Source organism: Pseudoalteromonas sp. S2893, from assembly GCF_005887105.1.
GTDB classification, from domain to species: domain Bacteria; phylum Pseudomonadota; class Gammaproteobacteria; order Enterobacterales; family Alteromonadaceae; genus Pseudoalteromonas; species Pseudoalteromonas atlantica.
The window spans coordinates 40,675-67,204 of record NZ_PNCY01000031.1 but is presented as its reverse complement, the minus strand read 5'-3'; the positions used below and the strand labels follow the sequence as shown (position 1 = coordinate 67,204).

17 protein-coding genes are annotated in these 26,530 nt (G+C 40.6%); 6 read left to right on the top strand and 11 right to left on the bottom strand.

Features of this window, described 5'->3' with window-relative positions:
- Window position 1: 1 nt before the first annotated feature.
- From CWC04_RS15060 to CWC04_RS15040, 5 genes are read left to right on the top strand one after another with little or no spacing between them, the layout of a single operon-like run.
- Window positions 2-1,966 carry a heme lyase CcmF/NrfE family subunit gene (locus tag CWC04_RS15060; RefSeq protein ID WP_138685814.1) on the top strand — a complete coding sequence of 655 codons (1,965 nt, stop codon included), beginning with the start codon at window positions 2-4 and terminating at the stop codon, window positions 1,964-1,966.
- Complete coding sequence (locus CWC04_RS15055; protein WP_138685813.1) at window positions 1,966-2,535, top strand: redoxin family protein; 570 nt, start codon at window positions 1,966-1,968, stop codon at window positions 2,533-2,535. The genes CWC04_RS15060 and CWC04_RS15055 overlap by 1 nt, the downstream gene beginning before the upstream one ends.
- The gene (locus CWC04_RS15050) at window positions 2,535-2,996 is read left to right on the top strand and encodes a cytochrome c-type biogenesis protein (RefSeq protein ID WP_004588327.1); all 462 of its coding nucleotides are present in this window, start codon (window positions 2,535-2,537) and stop codon (window positions 2,994-2,996) included. The genes CWC04_RS15055 and CWC04_RS15050 overlap by 1 nt, the downstream gene beginning before the upstream one ends.
- Window positions 2,996-4,246, top strand: a complete 1,251-nt coding sequence (ccmI, locus tag CWC04_RS15045) for a c-type cytochrome biogenesis protein CcmI (protein WP_138685812.1) — start codon at window positions 2,996-2,998, stop codon at window positions 4,244-4,246. The genes CWC04_RS15050 and ccmI overlap by 1 nt, the downstream gene beginning before the upstream one ends.
- A 9-nt stretch (window positions 4,247-4,255) precedes the next feature.
- Window positions 4,256-4,987: an MlaA family lipoprotein gene (locus CWC04_RS15040; protein ID WP_138685811.1), complete on the top strand. Its 732-nt coding sequence runs from the start codon at window positions 4,256-4,258 to the stop codon at window positions 4,985-4,987.
- Between the two features lie 77 nt (window positions 4,988-5,064).
- Here the strand turns inward: CWC04_RS15040 and CWC04_RS15035 are convergent, their stop codons facing one another.
- Entirely contained in the window at window positions 5,065-6,288 is a 1,224-nt protein-coding gene (locus CWC04_RS15035; protein ID WP_126007824.1) for an EAL and HDOD domain-containing protein, read from the bottom strand.
- A gap of 334 nt (window positions 6,289-6,622) precedes the next feature.
- On the opposite strand from CWC04_RS15035, the gene putP reads away from it, so the two are divergent.
- Window positions 6,623-8,101, top strand: a complete 1,479-nt coding sequence (putP, locus tag CWC04_RS15030) for a sodium/proline symporter PutP (RefSeq protein ID WP_054983014.1) — start codon at window positions 6,623-6,625, stop codon at window positions 8,099-8,101.
- A gap of 116 nt (window positions 8,102-8,217) precedes the next feature.
- On the opposite strand, the gene fahA is transcribed toward putP, so the two are convergent.
- The 10 genes from fahA to bcsR form a co-directional block, all read right to left on the bottom strand.
- Window positions 8,218-9,531, bottom strand: coding sequence for a fumarylacetoacetase (gene fahA / locus CWC04_RS15025; protein WP_138685810.1), 1,314 nt, complete (start codon window positions 9,529-9,531; stop codon window positions 8,218-8,220).
- Between the two features lie 130 nt (window positions 9,532-9,661).
- The gene (hppD, locus tag CWC04_RS15020) at window positions 9,662-10,708 is read right to left on the bottom strand and encodes a 4-hydroxyphenylpyruvate dioxygenase (protein WP_138685809.1); all 1,047 of its coding nucleotides are present in this window, start codon (window positions 10,706-10,708) and stop codon (window positions 9,662-9,664) included.
- A gap of 308 nt (window positions 10,709-11,016) precedes the next feature.
- Window positions 11,017-13,764, bottom strand: coding sequence for a metallophosphoesterase (locus CWC04_RS15015; RefSeq protein WP_138685808.1), 2,748 nt, complete (start codon window positions 13,762-13,764; stop codon window positions 11,017-11,019).
- A 145-nt stretch (window positions 13,765-13,909) separates the two neighbouring features.
- Entirely contained in the window at window positions 13,910-15,403 is a 1,494-nt protein-coding gene (locus CWC04_RS15010) for a peptide MFS transporter (RefSeq protein WP_024032295.1), read from the bottom strand.
- Between the two features lie 245 nt (window positions 15,404-15,648).
- Window positions 15,649-19,467 (bottom strand): cellulose synthase subunit BcsC-related outer membrane protein, encoded by a 3,819-nt coding sequence (locus tag CWC04_RS15005; RefSeq protein WP_138685807.1) that lies wholly within the window; start codon window positions 19,465-19,467, stop codon window positions 15,649-15,651.
- The gene (bcsZ, locus tag CWC04_RS15000) at window positions 19,458-20,585 is read right to left on the bottom strand and encodes a cellulose synthase complex periplasmic endoglucanase BcsZ (RefSeq protein WP_138685806.1); all 1,128 of its coding nucleotides are present in this window, start codon (window positions 20,583-20,585) and stop codon (window positions 19,458-19,460) included. Before bcsZ ends, CWC04_RS15005 begins: the two co-directional genes overlap by 10 nt.
- Window positions 20,585-22,831: a cellulose biosynthesis cyclic di-GMP-binding regulatory protein BcsB gene (bcsB, locus tag CWC04_RS14995; RefSeq protein WP_126007815.1), complete on the bottom strand. Its 2,247-nt coding sequence runs from the start codon at window positions 22,829-22,831 to the stop codon at window positions 20,585-20,587. Before bcsB ends, bcsZ begins: the two co-directional genes overlap by 1 nt.
- Window positions 22,824-25,493, bottom strand: a complete 2,670-nt coding sequence (bcsA, locus tag CWC04_RS14990; RefSeq protein WP_126007814.1) for a UDP-forming cellulose synthase catalytic subunit — start codon at window positions 25,491-25,493, stop codon at window positions 22,824-22,826. Before bcsA ends, bcsB begins: the two co-directional genes overlap by 8 nt.
- A gap of 2 nt (window positions 25,494-25,495) precedes the next feature.
- Window positions 25,496-26,209, bottom strand: a complete 714-nt coding sequence (gene bcsQ / locus CWC04_RS14985; protein ID WP_004588340.1) for a cellulose biosynthesis protein BcsQ — start codon at window positions 26,207-26,209, stop codon at window positions 25,496-25,498.
- A 31-nt stretch (window positions 26,210-26,240) separates the two neighbouring features.
- Entirely contained in the window at window positions 26,241-26,420 is a 180-nt protein-coding gene (gene bcsR, locus CWC04_RS14980) for a BcsR/BcsP family cellulose biosynthesis protein (RefSeq protein ID WP_126007812.1), read from the bottom strand.
- Window positions 26,421-26,530 lie beyond the last annotated feature (110 nt).

The following is a 26,530-nucleotide window of genomic DNA, read 5'->3' as shown; positions in this document are numbered from 1 at the left end:
TATGATCCCAGAACTTGGTTATTTTTCTTTAACGCTTGCCATGGTGCTAAGCGTTTTACTGTGTATTTTTCCGCTGTGGGGCGCGCATACCGGTAATCTTCGTTTAATGCGTGCGGCCCCATCTTTAGCCGTTGGGCAATTTGCTTTTGTACTTCTCTCGTTTGCTGCGCTTATCTATGCCAGCTTAACAGATGACTTTACGGTATCTTATGTGGCGTATCATTCAAGTAGTACGTTGCCTTGGTATTATAAAATTACCTCTACGTGGGGTGGGCACGAAGGCGCTATTTTACTATGGCTTGTAATGCAAGCAGGGTGGACCGCCGTGGTTGCTATGCGTTCTAAATCGCTACCTTGGGTGTTGCGTGCACGTGTTTTAGGTGTGCTTGGCCTTTTAGGTGTCGGTTTTATGATGTACACACTACTGCTTTCAAGCCCATTTGAACGCTTACTGCCGTATTTCCCTGTTGAAGGGCGTGATTTAAATCCGCTTCTACAAGACCCAGGTATGATCATTCATCCGCCATTACTGTATATGGGATATGTGGGGTTATCGGTTGCGTTTTCATTTGCTATTGCAGCACTTTTAACAGGTAAACTTGATAACACCTGGGCTAAATGGTCTCGCCCATGGACGATGACTGCTTGGGGCTTTTTAAGTTTAGGAATAACCATAGGCAGCTGGTGGGCTTACTCTGAGCTTGGCTGGGGTGGCTGGTGGTTTTGGGATCCGGTAGAAAACGCATCGCTTATGCCCTGGCTAGTCGCTACGGCTTTATTGCACTCTTTGAGCGTGACAGAAAAGCGCGGTGTATTTAAATCGTGGACTGTGCTGCTTGCCATCGCTGCATTTTCCCTAAGCTTATTAGGCACCTTTATTGTTCGCTCAGGCATTATTGTATCGGTGCATGCATTTGCCACTGACCCCGATAGAGGTTTATTCATTCTAGCCTTTTTAGGCATTGTTGTTGGCGGCGGTTTATCGTTGTATGCGCTGCGCGTATCACAAGTTAAAAGCGAAGGCCGTTACAAGTTTGTATCACGCGAAGTGGCCTTATGGCTTAACAACATCTTTTTAGTGGTAGCCACATTAATTGTTCTTTTAGGTACTTTGTTACCTATGGTGCATAAAGAAATGGGCCTAGGCAGTATTTCTATTGGCGAACCGTTCTTTAATAAAATGTTTGCCATTTTATTAGTACCATTTGCCATATTAATGGGAATAGGGCCTTTTCTTCGTTGGAAACAAAACAAGTGGGCTGTACTACAAAATAAAGTATTAATAGGTGTGTTAATAAGTGTTGTTATTACCTGTGCGTGGTTGTTCTCAAGCTACGATGTCGTAAAACCACTTACATTATTAGCAACCACATTAGGTGTATGGGTTGCAGTCTCTACTGCCATAGATTTATACGCCAAGGCGTCGGTTCACGGGACGCTAAAAGAAGGCATTAAACGTTTAGGCATTAGCTACTGGGCTATGGTGCTAGGTCACGTTGGTTTAGCATTTGTTATTGCAGGCGTTACACTTACTTCGGCGTACTCGGTGGAGCGTGATGTTTCTATGAAGCAAGGCGATATTGTCACGCTTAACCAATACGAATACCGATTTGATGGCGTTAAATCAATACGCGGCCCTAACTACAGTGGGCATGCTGGTGTAGTGTCGGTATTCAATAACGATAAGCTAGTGACTGAGTTACATGCAGAAAAACGCAAATACGATATTGGTATGCAATTTATGACCGAAGCGGCAATTGATGCCGGCTTTACTCGCGACCTATATTTAGCGCTCGGTGAGCAATTAAGTAAAGGGGCATGGTCACTGCGTATTTATCACAAACCGTTCGTGCGTTGGATGTGGATAGGCGGTGTACTTATATCGCTTGCAGGGTTTATGATTTTATTCGATAAACGCTACCGTACATCAGCAAGTACACGCAAAAAAGCGTTGGAGAATGCGTAATGAACCGTAAAATTTTAGCTTTAGCACCGTTATTAATATTCATATTTTTATGTGTATTTTTGTATCAAGGTTTGTTTGCCAACCCGCGTGAAATTCAAACCGGACGACTAGGGCAAACGATGCCTACGTTTAACCTGCCTGATTTAATGCAAGATGATAAGCGCTGGACAGATGAAAGCCTAAAAGGCGAAGTTTATTTACTTAATGTATGGGGGACTTGGTGCCCTACATGTTTAGTTGAACTAGGGTATTTAACTAAGCTACGCGAGCAAGGCGTAAAAATTATTGGTTTGTACTATGTACAAGGGTACGATGCCGATTTTGATGGCCCATTTGATATGCAGGCTTTGCGCACCGATGTGAGCGATATGCTCAGCCGTGCTGGCGACCCATACCAATTTAATATTTTAGACTTGCACCGTACCTTGTCACTTGATTTAGGTGTATCGGGTGCCCCTGAAACATTTTTAGTGGATAAAACGGGTAAAATTTTATTACACCATACAGGGGATCTAAACCCGCGCGTATGGCGTGCTAAATTTGCCCCTGTTATGCAGGAGCTAAATTAATGCGAGTGTTTTTATTAACCCTGAGCTTTTTTATAAGTATGGCAGTGTATGCCGAGCAAGATCGCTACCAGTTTGACAATAACCAACAAGCTGTGCGCTTTGAAGAGTTAACCAAAGAGCTCAGGTGCCCTAAATGTCAAAACCAAAATATTGCAGACTCTGATGCCATTGTTGCAAAAGATTTACGCGACAAGGTACTCGCGTTGGTAAAAGAAGGTAAAACAAAAGACGAAGTAATCGATTACATGATAGACAGATACGGTTATTTTGTTCATTACGATCCGCCTGTAACACCAGCCACATTAGTACTTTGGGTTTTACCTGTACTTATTGTTATTTTGGGTTTTGGTTTTATTGTAATTCGCCAGCGTAAGGCGTCAGTTAAGCAAACCTGGAACAGCGATGATGAAGCAAAACTTGCTAAGTTAATTGCAGAAAATAAACGTCAGGAGCAAAATTAATGATTTTAATGTGGGCGTGTTTTACTTTACTCACACTAATTGCACTGGCTTTTATTATGTTGCCTTTTTTAAAAAAAGAGCGCGTGCAAACCATTACTCACAATGCTAATGCAGAATTGATCAGCATTTACGAGCAGCGTTTAGTTGAGCTGCAAAACGACTTAGACAATCAACGTATTGATGCGCAAAGCCACAGTGAATCGGTTATTGAGCTAAAACGTCGTTTATTGAACGAGCTTTCACCAGAAAAATCGCTTAATAGCAAAGGTAATAACCGTATTTTTGCTTTAACAGGCGCAGCATTTTTATTAGCCCTCACCGGTGTTTTTTACACCTTTACAGGGAGCCAGCAGCAAATAGCAGCGTGGTATGATGCAATGGATAACCTTGCAGATTATGGCGAGCGTGCGGTAATGCAAAAAGGTGAGCCACTAACTCAAAACGAGTTGCAAGCGTTTGCTTTAGCGCTGCGCACTAAGCTTAGTGAATCAGGCGATGACGAAGTTGCGTGGATGCTGCTTGGACGTGTGGCTATGTCGTTAAACGAATTTGATATGGCGCAGCAATCGTTTGATAAAGCCCTGCGAATGAACCCAGACAATATGCAAGTACTCATTAGCTACAGTCAAGTTTTACTGCTTGAAGGCAGCGAAGAGAACATGACGCGTGCAGCGGGTATGCTATCTAAAGTGCTAAAGGTTGAACCAACAAACCTTGATGCTATTTCTTTATTAGCGCTTATTGCCTATGAGCGCAAGGACTGGCCGCAAGCCAAAGCGGCGTTTGAAGTATTACTTGCAAGCATGGATAAAAGCGATACGCGTTATTCAATGATAGCGCAGCGTATTTCCGATATAGAGCAACAAATCCAAAATGAGGGCTCTGTAATGCCGGTCTCTGCTAATAGTGCTATTAGTGTTACTGTGAGCTTAGCGGATGAGCTTTTCGATAAGCAGCCTAAGCAGGGGACTTTATTTATTTTTGCCAAGGCTGCTCAAGGCTCTCCTATGCCATTAGCGGTTGTTAAACTAAATGAATACAGCTTTCCGCTAACGGTGCAACTCACTGATGCTAATGCAATGGTTGATGGGTTAAACTTATCAAGTGCTAAAGATATTGTGATCACAGCGCGGATCTCAATCGATGAGTCAGTTATGCCAAGTAGTGGTGAGTTAGAGGGTCACTCTGAGACACTACAACGTGAAAACGTAAGTGACTACCAACTTCAAATTGATACATTAATACCTTAAGGACATTAGATGTTAAAGCATAGTTTTACTTTTTTATGTTTATTGGTGCTAGCCGGATGTGCACAAGTACCAGAAAACAAAGTTGATGAGCGCGACCCGCTACAAAGCATTAACCGCCCATTGTACGACTTTAATATGGATATTCTTGATGCTTATATTTTACGCCCAGTGGCTGTAGGGTATGTAGAAGTGACCCCTGTACCTGTACGCAATGGGATTGTTAACTTTACCGATAATATTAGTGCGCCTGTTGATATGATAAACGCAGGGCTACAAGGTAAAGCGGGTAACGCAGGCGTGAGTTTAGCGCGTTTTTTAGTTAACTCTACGGTAGGTGTATTTGGTATTTTTGATGTTGCAAGTTCAATAGGACTTGAGCTGGTAGATGAAGACTTTGGCCAAACATTGGGCGTGTGGGGCGTTGGCGACGGCGCATATATTATGCTGCCAGCAATGGGACCGACTACAGCACGTAACTTAACAGGCGATGTAGTTGATAACTTTGTGTTACCAGAAATCGCCTTGACTACGCCTCAAACTATTTTAGTTTTTGCGCTTAAAGCGGTTGAAGCTCGTGCTTCGCTTATCCCGCAAGAAGGCTTACTTAATGATTCACTCGACCCGTATTTATTTGTTAAAGACATATACTTTCAGCGTCAGCTTTATGAGCTATACGACGGCAATCCTCCAATCAAAGAAGAGCCTGAAGACTTTGATGAAGACTTCTTAGAAAGCTTATAAATAACAGCTATAAAAAATGCCAGCAATTGCTGGCATTTTTTATGTGTATTTTGAGCTTAAATAAGCCCTAATGTTTATTATTCTTTGACCATCAGCTGCATTTGCTCATTAACCCAGGTTAAGGCGTCATGGTATGCATTGGCAACTTCTTCGCCTAAATTTAACTGTTTAGCAATTTCGTTGGCGGCTTCCCAATCTGCGTGCTCATAAAACTTAACCAAGTTTAGATACTGAGCAAGCAGGCCTTCGTCATTCAATAGCGCAGCTTTTATCTCTGCAGAAAGCGGTAGCTTTTGCATAACGCTTTCCATGGTTTCATCTAAAATGGCGTCCATAAGCGACATCATGCCAGTTAAAAAGGCCATACCGGTATCTTTAAACTGCCCGTGTGAAATAGCAAGTAGTTCACCAAATCGTGCACGTGTTAGCGAAAGCCTAATTAGCTCAACAGGTTTATCGGCAGAAACTTGCGCTGCAAATAACAAAGATAACAGCTTTTTAATTTCGTTAGCGCCAAGGACGATGAGTGCTTGTTTGATTGTGTTTATTTCGGCTCTGCGCGCAAACGCAGCTGAGTTTGAATAACGCAATAATTTGTATGATAGATTTACATCACGTTCAAACACATCGGTTATCTTTTTAAGATCCATTTCAACAGATGAGGTTTCGTAAAGCAGCTCTGCTAATGCCATTTCTGATGGTGGCAGTGCTTTACTTTGTACCATTTCAGGCTTTGAAAAAAAGAACCCCTGAAAATATTCAAACCCAAGCTCTAGAGCTAAATTATAAGCTTCATAGGTTTCTACTTTTTCAGCTAAAAGCTTGATGTGTGGATAGGCTTTAATATCGTTAATTATGGTTTTTATTGCACTTTCATCAGTGGTTAAAAAGTCTATTTTTATAATATCGATATATGGGTAAAAATGGCGCCATACTGGTTGGTGAATGTAATCATCAAGCGCTAGGGTGTAGCCTTTTTCTTTTAAATCTTTAACAATAGCCAGTAAGCGCTTACCTGGTTGCACTGTTTCAAGGATTTCTACAACGACCGTCTCTTTCCCTAACATAGTAGGGTAACCTTTAAGTAAGGTTTCTAGGGTAAAGTTAATATAGGCGGGTTTGTTGCCAGTTAAATCTTCTAAGCCAAAATTAAACTGACTCCCTTCGATTAGCTTAGTTGTTGCTTCGTCACCGTCTATGTCTGGAAATACATTATCAACGCCATCACGAAATAATAACTCGTATCCAACAAGCTCCTTTTCGCGGTCTAAAATAGGTTGGCGTGCAGCATAAAAATACATAAATAGTTCCGTACAAAATAATAATTATTAGCAATGGCTATAATATATGGCAAAACGTTCGAAATAGCATTAGGTAATTATTATTGATTTAATGAATTGTTATTAAATATTAGCTATATATGTAAATAAATTTACCGTATATCGGGTGTTTGAGGGTTAAATAGTCAATACGGCTGTTTTTTGTTCACTTCAGTGTAACAAGTTGGAGTTATCACCTTTAAGCATGGTATAGTCAAGACGGATGGTTTTTACCCCAATAGTGTCTTTATTATAATATTTTAAGAGTCATTATTAGGATTAAAAGCCTGTTTTATACAACTTTGTGGAGGCGAATTTGGAAACAGGAATGATTATTTCACTGGTATTGTATTTTATAGTCATGCTTGGCATTGGACTTTATGCATACAAACAGTCTACAAGTGATGTTTCGGGTTATATGCTAGGTGGACGTAGCTTATCTCCAAGTGTTGCAGCATTATCTGCTGGCGCATCGGATATGAGCGGTTGGATTTTAATGGGCTTACCTGGCGCTATGTTCGTTACTGGCTTTAGTAGCACATGGATAGCAATAGGCTTGGTTATTGGTGCGTGGTTAAACTACTTTTTAGTTGCGCCTCGTTTGCGTGTTTACACTGAAAAAGCAAACGATTCAATCACAATCCCAGACTACTTCTCTAATCGTTTTAATGATAAATCAAACCTTTTACGTGTAGTTTCTGCGGTAGTAATTATTGTGTTCTTTACGCTTTATACATCATCAGGTGTTGTAGCAGGCGGTAAATTGTTTGAAAGCTCGTTTGGCTTAAGTTACGAAATGGGTTTATACATCACCACTGGTGTTGTTGTTTTATATACCTTATTTGGTGGCTTCTTAGCAGTTAGCTTAACTGACTTTGTGCAAGGCTGTATTATGTTTATTGCCTTGATACTGGTACCGACCGTTGCTTACTCTTTATTAGATCAACCGCTAGAGTCAACACTTCATAGCGTTAACCCCGATATGCTTAATTGGATAGGTGCAGGCTCTGCATTAGGGATTATTTCGGCAATGGCATGGGGCTTAGGCTACTTTGGTCAACCTCATATTATTGTACGTTTTATGTCGGTGCGTAGCGTAAAAGATATGCCAACGGCTCGCCGTATTGGTATGACATGGATGATAGTTGCAGCCATTGGTGCTGTGGGTACTGGTTTATTTGGTGCCGCGTACACTTACGAAAACAACATTGTTGTTGAAGACCCAGAAACCATTTTCTTAATTCTTTCTGAGTTATTATTCCACCCATTAATTGCTGGTTTTTTATTGGCGGCTATTTTAGCTGCAATCATGAGTACAATTTCTTCGCAGTTACTTGTTAGTTCAAGTTCGTTAACTGAAGATTTTTACAAAACGTTTTTACGCAAAGAAGCAAGCGACACAGAGCTTGTTACTGTAGGGCGTATTAGTGTAGCAGCAGTCGCTTTGTGTGCTATTTACTTAGCGTACGATAGAGATAGCTCAATATTAAGCTTAGTAAGTAATGCATGGGCAGGTTTTGGTGCGGCATTTGGCCCACTGGTTTTATTTAGCCTGTACTGGAAACGCATGAACTTTGAAGGCGCACTAGCAGGTATGGTTGTAGGTGCTGGTACGGTTCTGTTTTGGATTTACTCACCATTTATGATTGATGGACAAAGCTTAAGCAGTTACATGTACGAAATTGTACCAGGCTTTATTTTAGCAAGTATTGCAATTGTCGTTGTAAGCTTAGCGACGAAAGAGCCAGCGCAAAATATTACTGCGCTATTTGATGAGGTTGAAAAAGACCTTTAATCAACCCGTACTTTAGATACGAAAAAGCCACCTAGTTTAACTAGGTGGCTTTTTTATTTGCTATGTGTTGTCCTCAAATGTGTTTGCTTATTTAGGACATATCAATAACCTATAAGTTATTTAGCAGGTAATACTGTGCTTTCTACACTACCAAAGCCAATACGGGCATAGCCTGGTTTTTCACACCAGCCGCGCATAATTACATTATCGCCATCTTCTAAAAAGCTGCGTTGCTCACCATTACTCAGGGTTATTTTTTCTTTACCACCACGAGAAAGCTCTAATAAAGAGCCCGCTTCTTTATGTGTAGGGCCTGACTGCGTGCCAGAGCCGAGCATATCACCTGGCATAAAGTTACAGCCATTTACAGTATGGTGGGTCACCATTTGCGCCACAGTCCAATATGAATGTTTGAAGCTTGAGGCAGAGACCTGCGTAGGTTGGTGGTTTTCATCACGCATTTTTTGAGTCTGAATTTTAACATCCATTTGAATATCAAATGCACCTTGTTCGCGATTAGCGGCAGATTCTAGGTACGGCATTGGCTGTGGATCGTTTTCATCACGTGTCCAGCTAGTTCTAAAAGGTGCAAGTGCTTCAGTGGTGACAATCCAAGGCGATACGGTTGATGCAAAGTTTTTAGCTAAAAACGGGCCTAATGGTTGGTATTCCCATGCTTGTAAATCTCGTGCTGACCAATCGTTAAATACACAAAAACCAAATACATGGTTTTCAGCGTTTTCAATGGCGATAGCATCACCCAGCGCATTGCCTTTGCCTAAGTAAATACCAAGCTCTAACTCGTAATCTAGGCGTTTACATGGGCCAAATGATGGGGTATCTGCATCGGGCGCTTTAGTTTGCCCTTTAGGGCGGTGAAATGTTTGCCCCGATACATCAATAGATGAAGAGCGGCCATGATAGCCAATCGGCACCCATTTATAGTTTGGTAAAAGCGGGTTGTCTGGTCTAAACAAGCTACCAACGGCGGTTGCATGGTAAATTGAGGTATAAAAGTCGGTGTAATCACCAATACGACACGGCAGCGAAAACTCTATATCAGCTTGCGCAATAAGGGTACTTTGCATTTCTTTTTGTTGCTGTGCGCCTTCACGCAATGCTTTTGAAAGCGCTAAGCGCAGTGCTGACCAGTATTGCTTCCCTAAACCCATAAATGTATTTAGTGTTGATTCGCTTGCTGCATCTAGGGCTGTTTTAGCATCACCGGTAAAAATGTTTAAGTGGCTCAATTTTGCTAAATCAATAACCTGATCGCCAATAGCAACCCCGCCTCTAAATTCTTCATTTGTGTTTTTAGTACGAAATTCTGCAAAAGGTAAATTTTGAATCGGGAAGTCACAGCCTTTAATATTGGCCGACTCTACCCAGCTAGTTAAATTAATGTCGTGGGTTTCGTTAATTTGGCTCATTACTTATCCTTTAGGTTTGATGTTGGGTGCATGCATTTATTTAAGCATACTTGTATCTTGCACCCTACTTTTTAAATATTAAAACGACAAAAAGCAGCGAAGATCGCTGCTTTTAATTTACTCAAAAAAGTTATAAAACGCCGCGGCGCTCTTGGTCTCGCTCAATTGACTCAAACAATGCTTGGAAATTACCTTCACCAAAACCACCATCATCTACACGTTGGATCATTTCTATAAAAATAGGTCCAAATAGGTTTTTAGAGAAAATTTGTAATAGGTAGCAGTTTTCACTTTGGCTATCGACTAATATTTGATGCTCGCGAATTTTTTCTTTATCTTCTGCAACCCACGGCACACGGTCAAAAATAGTGTCGTAATACTCAGGAATAATGTCTAAAGTAGCAATGGTCGATTTATCAAGCTTATCAAGCGAGCTAACTAAATCGTCAGTTAAAAACGCGAGATGTTGTACACCAGGGCCATTATATTCGCCTAAATACTCGTCAATTTGGTTGTTGTTATTGCCTTTACCTTCATTAATAGGAATTGAGAAGGTGCCACAGGGTGATTTTAATGCATACGATAGCAACGCTGTTTTTTGACCTTTAATATCGAAATAGCGTACTTCTGTAAAACCAAACACGTCTTTGTAAAAGTTTGCCCATGTTTCCATAGTGCCTTTGTAAACGTTATTAGTTAAGTGATCTATACGTATAAAGCCTTTATCTTCAACTACATTAGGTGATGATAAATCTTCAAAGTCAGACTCATAAATAGACCCTTTATCACCAAATTGCTCAATAAAGTAAATCAGGCTATCGCCAATACCGTAAATGGCGGGGTAAGGTAAGTCTTTATGGGTTGAGTCGGTTGCGGGTTTTGCACCACGTGCTACAGCTGTTTCAAATGCATGCTGTGCATCCTCAACGCGCCAACCCATAGAGCAAATTGCTGGGCCATGACTTTTTGCAAATTCAGCAGAAAAACCATCGCGTTCGTTATTTAGTAAAAAGTGAATGTCGTTTTGGTTGTAATAGACAATATCTTTGCCTTTAAATTTTTTTAATTTTGAAAAACCAAAATCAGTAAACACCTTATCCATGTAGTCTGTATCAGGTGTTGCGTATTCAGTAAACTCAATACCAACTAAACCTAGTGGATTATTTGCTTCACTCATTTTTATTACTCCTGCAATAAATATTGCTACTGCGATTATGTGTTGTTGTCGTGTTGAGCTAGATAATCAACTAGATTTTAAGTTTGGGGAAGAGGGGGAGCAGATTTAGCATTCGAGCAAACTGTAAATTTAATAAGACGTTTACTTAGTCAATAGGTTTAGACCTTACGCTTTAGGGTAAACGAGCATGTATTAGCTTGATGCTTTTCGTTTATTAAAGTTTAAGGTATTGATATAAATAAATAAAAAAGAGGTTTTATAAAAATAAAACCTCTTTTAAAAATGTAGTTACGTAATGTTTTTTGTATTTAATTGTTTACGCTTTGTGTCCTGTTGTTAAAAAACGTGTTGCGCTGCTCGAGCCAAAGGTTAGGTTTTACGGTTGGAGCTGCTTGGTAATGGCGCTCAATAGCTTGGTTTAATACCCGTGTTGTAGGGGTAAATGTCAGCTTTGATTGTGCACTGCCCATGCTTTTAATTTCGTCTCGAGTCAGGGCGCGCCCAGCATATAAAAGTGAATTTAAATAACCTGGCACTGTTTCAAAGTTGTTATCTGTAAAGAGTAAAACAGATGACGTTAATGCCCAGGTGTTATTTATTTCACCGTCTTCTTTAACACCAGCAAGCTCGCCGTCTATGTACACTTCAAATACCCCATTACTGGGGGCGGTATAAAATACAAATGCAACTCGGTGCCAGTTTTCAGGCTCTGTTTGTCCAAAGTAACCACTATCACTGGTTGATTTACCATAACCGCCGGTTGGGTCGATAAACATATCGGCATCATCAGTGAGGTAATCTTGTGTGTTTGCTTGCATGATAGCGCGATAAATATCTTTGCCTTCTTCTGGCCAATATAAATCCATTACTAAGGTGTAATCAGAAACCATTCCTTCACTTGCATAATCACCATTGGCAGGTGTATTTAAGGTTATTAATAACCCCTCGGTAGGGGCGTGGCGTGAAAACGCCATTACACCTGAGCTGCCATCAGCAAAATCAGCAATACCAAGTGCTTGAGTTGTATTATATTGCGTTTCTTCGGGGCCCCAGTTTGTTTGTTCTGGGTCAAAATAGCTCAATACTGATGGGCCATAATCTGCTGCCAAAGGGCTATTTGCATCGTCAAAATTCCACACTGTGACATTACTTTGCTCATTACATGAAAAGAGTTGATTATCGGTATCTAGGTATAAGCATTGGCTTGTTCTAAAACGCGCATATTGATCGAGTAACCACCATGCTTCGTCAATAGCTTCTACATTTGAAAAGGTAACACCGCTAAAAAATAGTTCAGGATTAAGTGCTGCGCCTTTAAATAACGCAACCTGGTAAGTGCTCGCAGCTTGTATATCATCTGGTTTGAGTAAAAACCAATTTGGCTGACTGGCAAACATGGTGTTTAAATCGCTACCTGTAACCGTTACGCTATATAACGAATTAAAGCCAGGAGTGTTAGAGGGCTGACGCTCAACATAGTAGGCTTTATGAAAGTCTTCTTGTGTTAAGGTCCCTGGTGTCCACCTTGTTTGTACTAATTCTGGGTTAAGCAAGGCCGCCGTTATATCACTTGCATGGGCTGCAGCTAAAGCCGTTATTTCTGCAAGTTCTAAACTACTTGGGTAGTTTTCAGAAATAGCAATTTCTGTGTTTGCATCAGGCGCATAGCGGCCCATAATTTCATCAATTGCCAGTTTAGTTGGTTCATCACGTTCGCTGATGCTGTCAGTTTCAATCGTGCTGTAATCTATTGTTGGCGATGTTTTATCTTGCAAGTTAAACGTAAGAGTAACATCGGTGATGCCTTTGGCGTAAAAATCTGGCTGAATAACCACAGCGCCGTTCTCGAGCGTATTATAACTTTCACCGCCATGAGTATGACCGCCTAACACTAAATCAATACCGCTTACATCGGTTGCCATATCAATGTCTAAGCCTTCACCTAAATGGCTTAGCATTACCATGTAGTCAACATCGCCTTGGTATTGGTTTACTATACTTTGTGCTATTTGTTGCCACTGCCAGCTCATTTTAAATTGTTTGATAAAGTCAGGTATAGGCTCATCATCTATCGGTTCATCTAGCTCGTTCCAAGGTACTGAGGTCATACCAAAGACACCTAAGGTCACACAGCCTACTTGTACTTTAGCAAAGCCTACAGCGGCAAAATCTTGTAATTGTTCGCCTTCATAGCGTGTATTACTGGCAAGTACTATGGCGTTATCATCTTGCGAGTAGCTTAATAATTTTTCTGGCCCCCATGCATAGTCGTGATTTCCTACCACACGTAAATCAAACTGCATGGCTTTAATGGCTTCTTCTGTAGCGCTACCTTGTGATAGTTGCTCAGCAACAGTGCCTTTTTCGTAGTCATCACCCCCGTTGGTAAAAAGGGTATGCGGCGTTTGTGCAAGTACTTGGTTGTAGTAGGCTTTTATGCGGCTAAAGTATTGCTCCTCATAACCGAACCGCGCATGTAGGTCGGCAACATGAACAAATCTAACCGATTGCTCTGTGGCTGTGGCATCACATGTTGGGCCTATAGCTGCAAAGGCCTCATTGCGCTGCATCATAATAGCGAAGGTTCCCAGTGTTGTTACTTGCGCACTTACAAAACCATCTGCAACAAAAGAGTTATCAATAACTTCCCAGCCATCGCCAGATTGTCTAGCAATAAATAGTTGGCCACCTAATTGGTAATCATCAGGTATTTTTATGGTAATTGTTATTGGGTTACTAAAAGAAAGCGTACTTGGGGTGAGTAGGTGTATATCTGAGATAATATTTAGTAGTGCATTTGCATCATCTAATACTGTTTTTTCGTAGGTAAGCTCAGTGTTTTGAGAGACGGCATTGGCAGGTACAGTCAGTAAAAAGCTTCCTTCATCAAGGCTGACATCTAAACCTGTAGTTGTAGATACGGTTAACTCGCTAGGCTCAGGCTCAACGGGATCATTAGGGTTAGTTGTAACTTGATCGTCTGAACCACCACAGGCAGATAATAAAAGAATGCTTAAGGTTAAAAATAGGGTGCGAGATAAAGTTAACAAGCGCATGTAATGCGTCCCTGAGACTAGTTAAAAATTAATCAGCAGATGATACCAGTTTACAGCGAGGTGATATAGAAATTTGAGAAAATTTCCCCCATAGCGGCTATGGGGGAAATTATAATTAGTATTACGCGTAATTAAACGTGCAATATTATGCAGCTTTTTCTTCTAGGCCTTGTTTTTCCCATACTTTCGCTTTAAAGCTCATAAGCACTAAAACAATACCTACGCCAATGCTAAATAAGGCAATTTGTAAGTATAAGTTAGGGATTTCTTCAACGTTATTTGGATCAAAGTTACCAGCCAGTAAGCCAGCAATAATGTTACCAATTGAATAAGTTAATACAAATACACCCATCATTTGGCCTGTGTAACGACGCGGCGAAAGTTTACTTACCGCACTTAATGCTACAGGGCTTAAACAAAGCTCACCCACTGTATGTAAAAAGTAGGTTGTTACTAGCCAGTATGGCGCTACTTTTAAGCCTTCAGCTGCGTAGTGAGCGGCCATAAACATAACTAAAAAGCCAGAAGCCATAATAATTAAGCCCATTGCACATTTTACGCTGTAAGTAGGCGATACCATCTTTTTAGATAAGTTAATCCAAAGCGCGGCAAAAAATGGCGATAAAGCAATAATAAATAGTGAGTTTAAAGATTGGAACCACGTAGTTGGAATTTCAAAAGTGCCTATAAGGCGATCTGTGTAATCACGGGCAAATAGGTTTAGTGATGAACCCGCTTGCTCAAAGCCAGACCAAAAACACGCAGAGGCAACACACACTAAAAATAGTGCCCACATTCTTTGTTTTTCGCCCGCTGTTAATTTACCTGTAAAGTAAATAACCCCGAAATAAATAAAGAATATAATAGTAAACACAACAGCTGTGTAGCCTGCTACAACAGTTGGGTTAATAATAATTGCGCCCGTCATTGCTGCAGCGGTCACACCAGCGGCAATAACAACAAAAGCAGCAATACCAAACCATGCACGAGATGCACCTTTAGCGCTTAATGGGTTAGCCGGTAATGCACTGTGCTCTGGTAGGTTGTTAAGCGTACGCTTATATTGGATTAAGCCAATAGCCATACCCACAGCAGCTGCACCAAATGCCCAGTGCCAACCTACGTTTTCCATAAAGTAGCCACATACGTAGTAACCAATTAAAGAACCTAAGTTAATACCCATGTAGTATATAGCGTAACCGCCATCACGGCGCTCATCAGCATCGCTGTATAACTGGCCTACCATTGCGCTGATATTTGGTTTTAGCAAACCAGTACCTGTAGCAACAAAGATCAAACCAATAAAAAATGAATACTCATGAGGCACGGCCAAAATAATATGGCCACACATGATGATGATACCGCCGTACCATACGGCCTTTTGACCACCGAATAATCTATCCGCTAGCCAACCACCCGGTAAGCCTAAGAAATAAACGGCACCTGTGTATAAACCGTAAATTGCAGCAGCTGATGCAACCGTAAAGGCAAGGCCTTCTTCTTGTAGGCTTGCTGTCATAAACAATACGAGCATCGCTCGCATGCCGTAGTAACTCATTCGTTCCCACATCTCAGTGAAGAACAATGTCGAAAGTCCTTTAGGGTGGCCAAACCAACCACTATCTGGAGCTGAACTCATATTTACTTCCTAACTTTAAGAATTGTTGTAATGGCCTTATAATTTTTTGCTTTAGCTGTTTTGTGCCATGGGGCACTAAAACGCTCGACCATCTGTATATTATTTGTAGCTAAGATAATGATTTGCTAAATGGTAGTAACACCACAAGGTAAGAGACACACCCTTATCCTAGTTACAATTGCGCTCAAGTATACATATACCTTAGTGCGAGGGGAAGCATTCGCGATGTATCACCTTGCACTGCGTTAAAAGTCTGCGTAGGGAATAATTGGGGTGCCAGGAAACTCTAACGTCCCGTACACAGGATTGAAGTAATAGCGAATATAGAGCTGGCCAAAGTTTGGTTCGTAAAAGTCAGCGCGATCGATGGCTAAATAACCACCAAAAAACCAATGCGGTGTTATTCGGTACTCAAAGCTTCCTTCAAGATTGTATGACACGCCAGAGCTGTCATCACTCTCAAATACTGGGTCTACCCCGGTAATCGCTTCTCTATCGTAGGCTTGTAGCTGCAAGTCAGTATCGTTAGGATAAAAATCAATGGCCTGGGTTTTTGTTTGCGAATACGAAATCCCTGTTTTTAAGCGATAAACAAAGTCATCGCCCCAGCGCGCATCGTAGCTTAAAGGCACCGACAACCCAACGTAGTTTTGTGGGCTATAGTAACCGCCGTGGCCCCATGTTTCTTCACTTAAATTATACTGATATGCCCAATGTAATAGACTTGCGCCGACGGTAAATTCGCGTTCTTGATTACTAATAACGCGATAATAAGACCCGCCCATTACTCTATAGCGTTGGTTATCTTTAACATTTTGCCCTTTATAGAGCGTAAAGTCGGCGCTTGACCAAAAGCCCCAATCGCCACCTAAGTCATGAGATAGGTTGGCAGTTAGGCCTGTTGAGCGCACGCCGCCCCAAATTTCACCGGTATTTACATCTTCAAGCCCAGCATAAGAGAGCACGGAACTTGTTACAGGGCGTTTTTCGAGCTCTAGGCTATAACCAAAGTCGCCAATACTGTTGGCGTAATTTACACCCCATACTATGTCTTCAATTAAAAAGCCAAGTGGGGTCGTGCCTACATCAACACGCCAATTTTCATTTTGCCACCCAATACCTATGTCGACCCCATCTTGCTCAGGGCTTACTTCATTAATAGCACAGGTAAATATACAAAGTGCACCTTGGCCGTAGCGGCTACCAGCAAATTGCTCATCAAAGCGAGTTGTTTGTGCGCTAATAGTGGTTGGGTCTATTTTAATAAACCCTTGGCCTTGCCAAAGTGGAAAGTAGGCCTCAATAGGTACTAAGCCTGCGCCAAGAGTCGCCTCGCTTTCGGTGCTTGTTTGGCCACTAAAGTTTACCCCAATAGCAATGTATGCTTGGTTTTTGCTTTGCTCATTTATAAGCTCGCGCTTAGCGCCATTAATATACCACGCATCATTTTCATCTATGCGAGCAATTTGTTTATAAAACGATTCATCGTTTAGGCGTTGCTCGCTTGATAGCGTTTTTAAATACCATTGCTTAGCTTGGTCTTGTTCATTAAAATTTCGAGCAACTTCAGCGCCCAAATAACTAAGCTCTTTATCATTGGGTGATTTAGCAATTAATTGATTGGCTAAAACTAAAGCATCACCTGCGTAGTTAAAGTCATTTAACGAGGCCATTATTTGGCGTTGTAAGTAGGCTTGCTGATCATCTGTTTGCGTTATTGCGCGCTCAGTGACTTCTTTTGCCTGAAAGTCGTTACCTAATTCTCTGTAAGCTTTTGCTATTGCAAGCATAGCTTGAGGTTCAATTGGCTGATTGTTTTTCAGTTTTTGCTGATAAACAATAATTGCTGACTCTTGCTGCCCCAGAGCTAAATTAGCATTTATTAATGCCGTGGTGATGGCGGGTGTACTTTGGTACTTTTGATCAAGCTGGTTAAGCTTTGCTAATAATTCGCCACCTTCGTAATACTGATTAATATACGTGGTGTATAAATTGACGTACTGTTCTACTTCGCCAGCACTTGCATTATTAGGCAAGCTGTAATGAGAAAACCATTGTTCTACAGCAGGGCGCTCGTTTTGTTCTAATAGCCACTGCGCGTAAAGCATATGCCAATAAGGTGATAAAGTAGGCTCAGTATTTAATGCAGTATTAATTAACTTTAGAGCGTGTTTTTTCTCATCTATTTGATACCAGCTACGCGATAGCTCGGCTTTCATTACTGGAGTTAAATTTTGCGCTTCTAAATTACTTAAATGAAAAATAGCCGTGGTTCTATTTTTGGTATTTAAGTGTCGCTCGCTTTGTCGAAGAGATTCGTTGAGCCTAAGTTGTTGCTCAAGAGAAATTATGTCGTCATTTCGATCATTAACCGGCACATACTCTAAGGTGTTTAAAGCGCCTTGATAATCATCAATTGAGCGTAAAAATAAAGCATGGCTATAACGTAACTGTGGATTGAGCGGAAACTGCCAAAGCACATTATTAAATAACGTTTTTGCCTTTTTAGTTAACCCGTTTTGTTGATAAATAAACGCTAAATCGTAATAAAGCCAAGGCTGCTCAGGGGCCTGTTCAATAGCCTCTTTTAAGGTTTGCTCAGCAAGCTCTGTATCGCCTGCATCACTATATTGGCGTGCTTTTTCGCGAAGCTGGCTACTTAACGTTGCCGCATACACAGGTTTAAGTTGTGCTTTTTGAGACTGAGATAAAGCATTATAAAACTTGATTAACGACTGCTCATTGTTATCCAATTCAACAATTTCTAATAACCCTGTTAGAGCGCCATTATTAAGCGGATCATTTTTTAACACGGTTTGATAAATAGCGGCCGCTTGTGAATAATTACCTTGAGCAAATTGTAACAATCCGCGGTTATACAAAACGCTAGCAGGGTCTTGCTCAAGTGTGTCGGCTAAATTTAATTTAAGCAACGCCGTTTTAAACTGACTATTATTAATGGCTTCTTTAGCTTGGCGTATGTAAAGCCAAAACTTTGCAGTGGCGGCTAAGTCTTTTAGCGTTTCTCGCTCGGCAAAATCGGCGGTATGCGAATACGCCTTAGTAAAATAATTATAAGACGTTTGATTTTTACCCATACGCAAATAAAGGGTGCCAAGGCTGCGCATAATTGCGCCATCGTTAGGGCGCCCTTTGAGCGCTTTTAGTAAAAGCGGCTCTGCGGCAACGAGCTTGTTTTTTTCAAGTAACGCCTCACCTTTAAGCCATAGTTGGTAGGCCGGGTTAGCTAATAGTTTTTGTCGCGCTTTTAAATCTTTTTTGAAATCTTGATACTGTAATTCGCCTTTGCTGCTAAACGGATACACGCTAAAGTAGCGCTGAAATTGTTTCTCTGTAGCGCTATTTAATTGCATGTTAGATAAAGCACCTAACCAGATTGCTTCTACTTCATTACTGTAGCGAGAGGTGGCACCATATTTACTTAAAATAGTTAGTGCGGTGCTATCAGTGGGGTTATTTCTGAGTAAGTGGCGCGCATATGCAATATCTACCACGCCGATGTTCTCGTAACTGCGTAGTAGCCTTTCGTAGCCTTTTTTTACATTTTGCCATTGGCTTTGCTCTTGTGCATACCAACTTAAATGCTCAAGCTCAAACGCTAAGCTTGGATAGGAGTTTTTAAAAAGCCTGTTGTAAATTAATCGCGCTTGTTCGTAACGTCCCGCACGGGCAAGTAATTTAGCTTGTTGTATATCTGCTTTGTCTTCGTTTTCTAATCTAGCAATTAATCGTAACTGTTCTACACAAGGGTGGGTACGTGTGTTGTTACCGTCAATTTTTCTTAAAATTTGATTTGCTTGTATAGCCTTACCATTGGCAAACTCAAAACGAGCAAGCGCACACTGGCTTTCTATTCGATTAGGGGCAATGGCCAATAGCTTTTGTAGGCTATCGGCAATTAAATCTTTATTTTCTTGCACTTCACCAATATTGATTTGGCTTAAAAGCCACTCAACAGAGTGTGTATCAATGTCATTATTTGTTTTAGCATGCACACTTGCGCTGACTGCTAACGTACAAACAACAGCCCATTTTAACGACATTCAGTGCTCCACCTTGGCTTGAGCGTCCCGTCTGCTGTTATTAAAAAGCGCTTATTAAGCGCACTACTACCAAACAGGTTTAATACACTGTCGTAATAGCGTGTTTGTGTGAATGACTTATCGACCATTAACTTTTGTTGAATGGCCATAACCAAAGAATCATCGCCTTTTTCTTTTAGCATGGGCAGTAGGGCAGCATTAAAGCCTAATGGGCCACGCTTTTGGGTTTTGCCAGAGCGTGCATAGGTATTTAAAGGAACGTAGCCACGGCTGTTTATAGCCTCAACAAAAGGGGTAAACTGCTCGCTTAGTTGTTCTTTGTAAGGCGCATCGTTCGCCATCATACTGGCCCATAAGTAAACCCTAATGGCGTTAAAGCTGCCTAAATCGGTTGCTTTTTTATCATAATAAAAACCTTTTGCTGGGCTATACATCACCCAATCAGGGCTCACTCCGTTTTTAGCTGTATCCAAAATAAGCTTTGCAGACGCTTCATGTAATTGCTGCCAAGGTGAGTGCGGGTATAATTTGCTAAATTGCTGATAAATAAATAACGGTGAATAACTAGGGTTGAGTTTATAGGTGTTATTTTCAAATTCAAACCCAGCAGGGGCGGGTAATAAAGTAAGCCCTAAGCCTGAAATATAGGCGGTTTCTTCTCGCATAATACGCTGCGCTAATACAGCAGCTAAAATACTATAGCGGCGGTCGTCCCATAAAATAGCTGCTTGCGATAAACTATATGCTATCCACAAATCAGAATCTGATGCTGGGTTTGAGTCTAAAATCCCATAGGTATCATTGCCTGTTTCACCCCATTGCCAAGCAGGCAAACGTGTACTTAAATCGCCTTCAGAGAGATGGTCTTGCGTCCAATCTAAAATGGTATCAAACGCGGCTTTATCGTTTGCTACTAGCGCAAAAAATAGTGCGTATGATTGCCCCTCTGAGGTGGTAATATTTTGTTTTGAACCTAGGTCTATTACGCGGCCTTCATCACTAATAAAGTGATTTTTAAATACTTGCCACCCCTGCCAAGGCTCGCACTGCTGCGTTTGCGCTGACACAGAAAAACTTATAAAAGCGGCTACTAATAATGCTCGGTTAAGTAATGTCATTATTCATCTCCTTCAGCTAAACGCTTATGGGTGAGTGCTTGTAGTAATCGCCATAAAATAAATGAAATTAGTAACAGCGTTAATATTGAAAGCAGAGCTAAAATAAATGGATGGTCAGATAAATGGAACCATACCAGCGTATGTACAGGAATATGACCGACAAAGTATTGCTCTTCGGTTTTTATTGTTTTAACGCCTTGTGAGTTTATAACCGCAGCACTGCCTTTTAATTGGCTTAATGTTTGCGAGTCCATAAGGGTTTTATTAATCAAGCCAAAGGCTTTTTCAGTGGTGGCATTAAGTGACACAACAGATCGCTCAGAATCAAAAGGTGATTGATAAGCTGTAATTACCGCCATATCTCCGCTACTTTTTACACTCACTTGTATTTTATCTGTGGCTTGCTCATCGTATGCACCGTTGTAAATTGCTTGCTTTATTTCACGTTGGTTATTGGTTAAAAGTACGTTTGTATGCGCATCTTCATCTAGTTGCTGAGCTGTGCTGCCAGGCTTTGCAACAACTAAAATATCTTTGTCGTCTAAATCAACATTTTCATTTAAATGGGCCACTGTCATTCTGTGGGTTGGATACCCTGTTATTGCACCAAAATGACCGGTAAGATTAAACAGCAAAGTTAACGCTTTAGCAGAAGGTTGCGGGTCAATTAATACAAGTGTTTGCTGTAAATCGGCATATTTGGTGTACGGGAAGCCACTGTTCGCAAATACATTCAAATCTGGCAGGGCAATGTAATGATCAAAGCCACTTACATCAATATTAGAATTACCATCAATAACACCAAACTCACCACCAGGTGGTGCTATTGCACACTCACCTTTTTTCAGCACACCAAATCTAAAATCAAAGTTTAGCTCGTTCCGAGTGGCTAGGTTTATGCCATTCAGTGAAAAGTTTTCTGCGTTTTGTGTAGTATCGGTATTGGCAATAAGTGGCAATAATGTTTTTGTAGTATTGAGTGCAGAGTCGTCATTATCTAACAAATATCCACTAATAAATTTTTGATTAATCAACATATTTAACCGAGAGTCCAAAGACTCGCTCTCGGGTGTGCTGCGATATTGCAATGTAATGGGGATGCCTTTTTCGCGCCAAGTAAATAAATCTGGAGCAAAACGCACATTTAATTTTACGGGGCCGTTATTTAACCCTTGTGCTTGTAGCTGATTGTCAAAATCAATTAATTCGTCAAAGTGTACAGCTCTATCAGCGCGTAACCAGCGCGGGGCATCGTACGCCTTGCGAAGCGGTAGTTGGTTAATTGCTTCTATGCTAGCTGTTCTGCCGGTCATGACTTTATGGCCAAAGGCCAATCCCGTGACGGCGGTTTTTAAATCGTCTTCATCACGCCCTAAAATAAGCAACATTTTACTGTATCTATGTAGTGGGTTTGAAATAATCTCAACGGTTGGCTTTTCCACATCGGGATAGTCTTTTAAAAAGTCAGGCTTTGAATCGTTGGTAATAAAAACCACGCTGTGCGTATCTAATGATTTGTTAATCACCACCGGAAAATCAGCACCACGCCAGTCAGCTTGCGCGCCAAACCAGCTTGAAAGAGTCGCAGCCGCTTCAATTGTTTTGGTGTTAGGTGTTTTTGCAAACACAAACGGTAAGCTTAACTTATTGTAATCTTTGGCATCAAAAAAGGGCTCTGGTAAATATTCTAAACGGCTATCTATTGCCAGTTGCTTTTGATTGAGCGTGATATTGCTCGATTTATTAATTTCGGTCCAAATAGAGCGACTAAAGTAATCTTGGCAACGTAAATCATAATAACCAACAAGCTCAAACCGTACTTGGTTGTAGTCTTGTACATACTTAGCATTGAGTTTTAGGCTATGGTTAACGGTATTTTTAACCACACTTAGTTGCTCATTTATGGGCAGTACAGTGACTAAGTTTTCATTAAAATACACTTTTAAATGCGACACGTTAGCAATCAATGATGGCGAGTTTGTGTAAGAAAAATTAAGCTGTAAATCGGTGCTTAATTTATCAATGCGGTTGGTAAAATCCACTCTTGAGTTGTTGTTTATGCCATCAAGCTTGTAGCCATTAAAGCCCAAAGCAGCAAAGTCTAATCTTAAACTAGATACGTTGGCGCTTTCTGGGTAGCCATTTATAAACACAGATTTATCGTGCATTGGCTCAATAGCACATGCTTTGTAAGCACTGCATGTTAAAAACAGTATTAGAAATGTATTAAGCAAATTTTTAATCATAATTATTATGCACTATTGGTTTTTTAGGGGTGAAAGAGTTTATATATACAACAATTTTTGTCATTAGTTTTACAAAGGGTTGTAATGGCTTAGGAGCATGAAACAATAAATTGCTAAATCCTCTTAAACTTGTTTTTTGTACTTCTTTAAAGCTATATGAAGGGCGGTCATGACGAAAATTATTTTGCCAGTCCAGCCACGCATCCGCTCTTGAAAAGGTGCACTGTATAAATGCTTTTTGCTTTTCGAGCGAGAGATCTTTTAACGTTAAGCCTATTTGTTTGTTTCGGGTGTTACATACATATGTTGTAAACGAAAACTGTTTATTACCGCGGCTCATTAATAGCTCTATTTTGTCGTTTACTCGGCACAAATGAGCGTGCTCTGTTTCAATACCCACTCCATTATCAGAGTAATCGGTAATTTTAACTTTTAACGTATGCCCATTTGCTAAGCGCACGCCCGCCGGAAAGTTTGCCTTAATACGGTGTGACTGCCTTACTTGCCTAGCTTCTGCAGCAACGGCTACCGCAGCGCCTAAAATAATAATATTATAAATTGCCCAGCCCATGCTGATTAACAAAACGCCCACTTGGCTCGGATCGCCAAAGCCTAAGCGTAAAACACCTACAAGCATGCCAACTAAGTTTATGAGTAAAAGTACCAAGTAGGGTTTAGATATACCCCAATCGTAATGCTCTTTATCATTTAAGCCGCCTTTTTCTGTTACGTTAAACTTACCCTTATTAGGGTTTATTAGCGCAACGGTTGTCGGCTTTAATATGTACCAGGCAAGAACAGACTCATACACTTCCCCCCAAAAAGAGTAGCGATATTTACCCTGAATTCGTGAGTTGGTCGCTTTTATTTGTATGAGTGTAGGCACTACATAAATAAAAATAGCTAAAAACGGCGCATAAATAATGTAAGCATTAAAGTATATGAGCGCCAGTGGTGCGGTTAAAAATACAATACGCGGAATGCCCGATAAAAAGTGAAGCATGGCGTTTAAGTAGCACAGGCGCTGTGGTATATCGAGCCCTTTACCTAAAATTGGGTTATCGAGCCTAAATATTTGTGCCATACCCCGAGCCCAACGAATACGCTGGCCAATATGTGCAGAGAGGCTGTCGGTGGCAAGGCCTGCAGCTTGTGGGATATTTATATAAGCAGTTTTATAACCGGCACGTTGCATACGCAGAGCAGTGTGGGCATCTTCGGTTACCGTTTCAAATGCAAAGCCACCAATATTGTCGAGTGCTTCGCGTTTTAAAACAGCGCATGAGCCACAAAAGAAGGTGGCATCCCACATGTCATTACCATCTTGGATCAACCCATAAAAAAGCATGTTTTCATTAGGGATTTGGCTGTGGTTATTTAAATTACGCTCAAACGGGTCTGCTGAGAAAAAGTGATGCGGTGTTTGCACTAAACATACTTTGCTGTCTTTTAAAAATTGGCCCATGGTCATTTGTAAAAATGAGCGGGCAGGTACGTGGTCACAGTCAAAAATAGCAATGTAGTCGCCGTTAGTGTAGCGCATGGCACTATTCATATTACCAGCTTTAGCGTGGTTATTATCGGGCCGTGTTAAATAACCCACCCCCACTTTTTGAGCAAATTCTTTAAACTCAGGGCGTTTGCCATCATCAAGAATATACACGTTGAGCTTATCAGCAGGCCAATCAATGCTCATCGCCGCAAGCGTGGTAGGTTGTACAACGCTTAATGGTTCATTATAAGTAGGAATGTATACATCGACTGTTGGCCATAAGTCGGTGTTTTCTGGCAACGGAACAGGTTTACGCTCAAGGGGGTTTATAGTTTGAAAAAAGCCTAAAATGAGCACTAGCCACGCATAGGTTTCTGCCAGCAGCAAGCCTGCGCCTAACGTAAGCGCAACAGGGTCATCCCAATTGAGGGTTTCTGTGTAGCGCCACCATAAATAACGCGATGAAGTGGTTACCGATAGGGTGATCATTACAATCGTGGCCATTTGTCCTTTAACGCGTTTAAGCCCGTATGCCACTATCAAAATAAAACTAATAAACACGGCTTGCGCTTCTAGGCTAAACGGAATGGTTATAAAAATAGCCAGTAAAAACAATATAAAGGCTACAACCACATATTTTATTAGTTTATTTTGCCAAATCTTAGCGTCAGCCATGGTTTTAAAAGCACTTTTTTTAGGACCCTTAACGTTTTTTGATAACAAACGCTTTAGTAATCTACCTAGTTTTAAGTCAAACCAACGCAACTGTTTAAGTGAATAACTTATCCCATTATAAAACTGATTTGATAGCCGCTCCCTTACAGAGTTATTTTTAGGTTTGTATTTAAAAAATAACAAATAAGCGCTTTGAATGATAAAGCGCAAAATATTTGAATAAATAAACGTGCGGTACGGCAAACGAAGATGCGGGTAGTAATCATATAAAATAAGTTCAAAGTTAATTTTGTGGTCTTTTATATTGATAAACAATGAACTAATCAGCGTAATAAAAGGCATTAAAAAGGCTTCTATTACGTTTACTTTGTGCTGGTTAAAATAACTATGAAACTTAAATAAAATATAACGTACAAGTTTTTCAGTAAAAATAATGCTTAACAGTAAATACAAAGTACTGTGTATTGGACGCTTATAAAATAAAGAAAAGCTCATAACTACAGGGCCGATTTACTTACAAGCCAGCCGGCAAGTGTTTCAAAGTCATCGTTAGCAACACTGTAAGGCGCACAATTAAGCGCTACATTTCTATAGGCTGTAGACTCTTTAATTACTTCATCACTATTTATAAAAAAAGGCGCCATAAGCGGCAAGGTAGATTGCCATAAAGAAAACAGGTCGAACTCAAGTGTTGATGCAGAGTTATAACGATTGACTAAAAAGAAGTGTTTCCACTGGTTGTCAGTGTGTTTTAACGTTTGTAGTTTTTTATAAATTAAGCTGTGGCAAATAGCATCACAATTAACTATTTCAATTACTATGTCGTTTTTATCGAGCGGATAGTGGGTGATATCAATATGTGCAGGGCAATCAAAAAGAAGCCAAGCATTATTGTTATAATCCAGTTTATTGCAATTGTTAATAAAATCGAATAACGCGGCGGTACTAACACTTTTATCGCCAAAAGGTAAAAACACTATGCCATCACTATCTTGATGAAAGTGCTCAAGTGCTTGTTCAAAGTCCTGCTCGTTACTCCAGCCGTGGTTGTACTGCCAAGGCAGGCCAAAGTGCAGGCCCAAATCGCTTTTAGAATCTAAATCTATAGCAATAACGTCAGAGCCCGACTTTTTTAATACGCAGGCTAAATTGGCAACCATAGAAGTAGCGCCAGTGCCGCCTTTAATGCCTTTTAGAAAAATTCTTTGCAAAGGGTTGTTTACCTGTCGTTTTAATTAGTACTTACGTATTTACTGCTCGGTGTATTTCGTTCAGTAATGCGTATTTTTTTATTGTTTGTTTATTTTTTTGTTTATTAACAATTTCAACGTAATCTTCACTTTTGCCGCCAAAACGTCGTGCAAGGTTCTCAATGTCATTTGATGTTAAGGTTTCAGAGCTTTTTGTCGTTAAATTACGCATTGTTGCCTTTATGGTGAAGTTTATTATTTTTATTTAAAGTGGACAATATTTGTCTATTATATATAGAATAGCGGGTAAAACTAGTAAAAAAGTATTTTTTATAGGCTAAA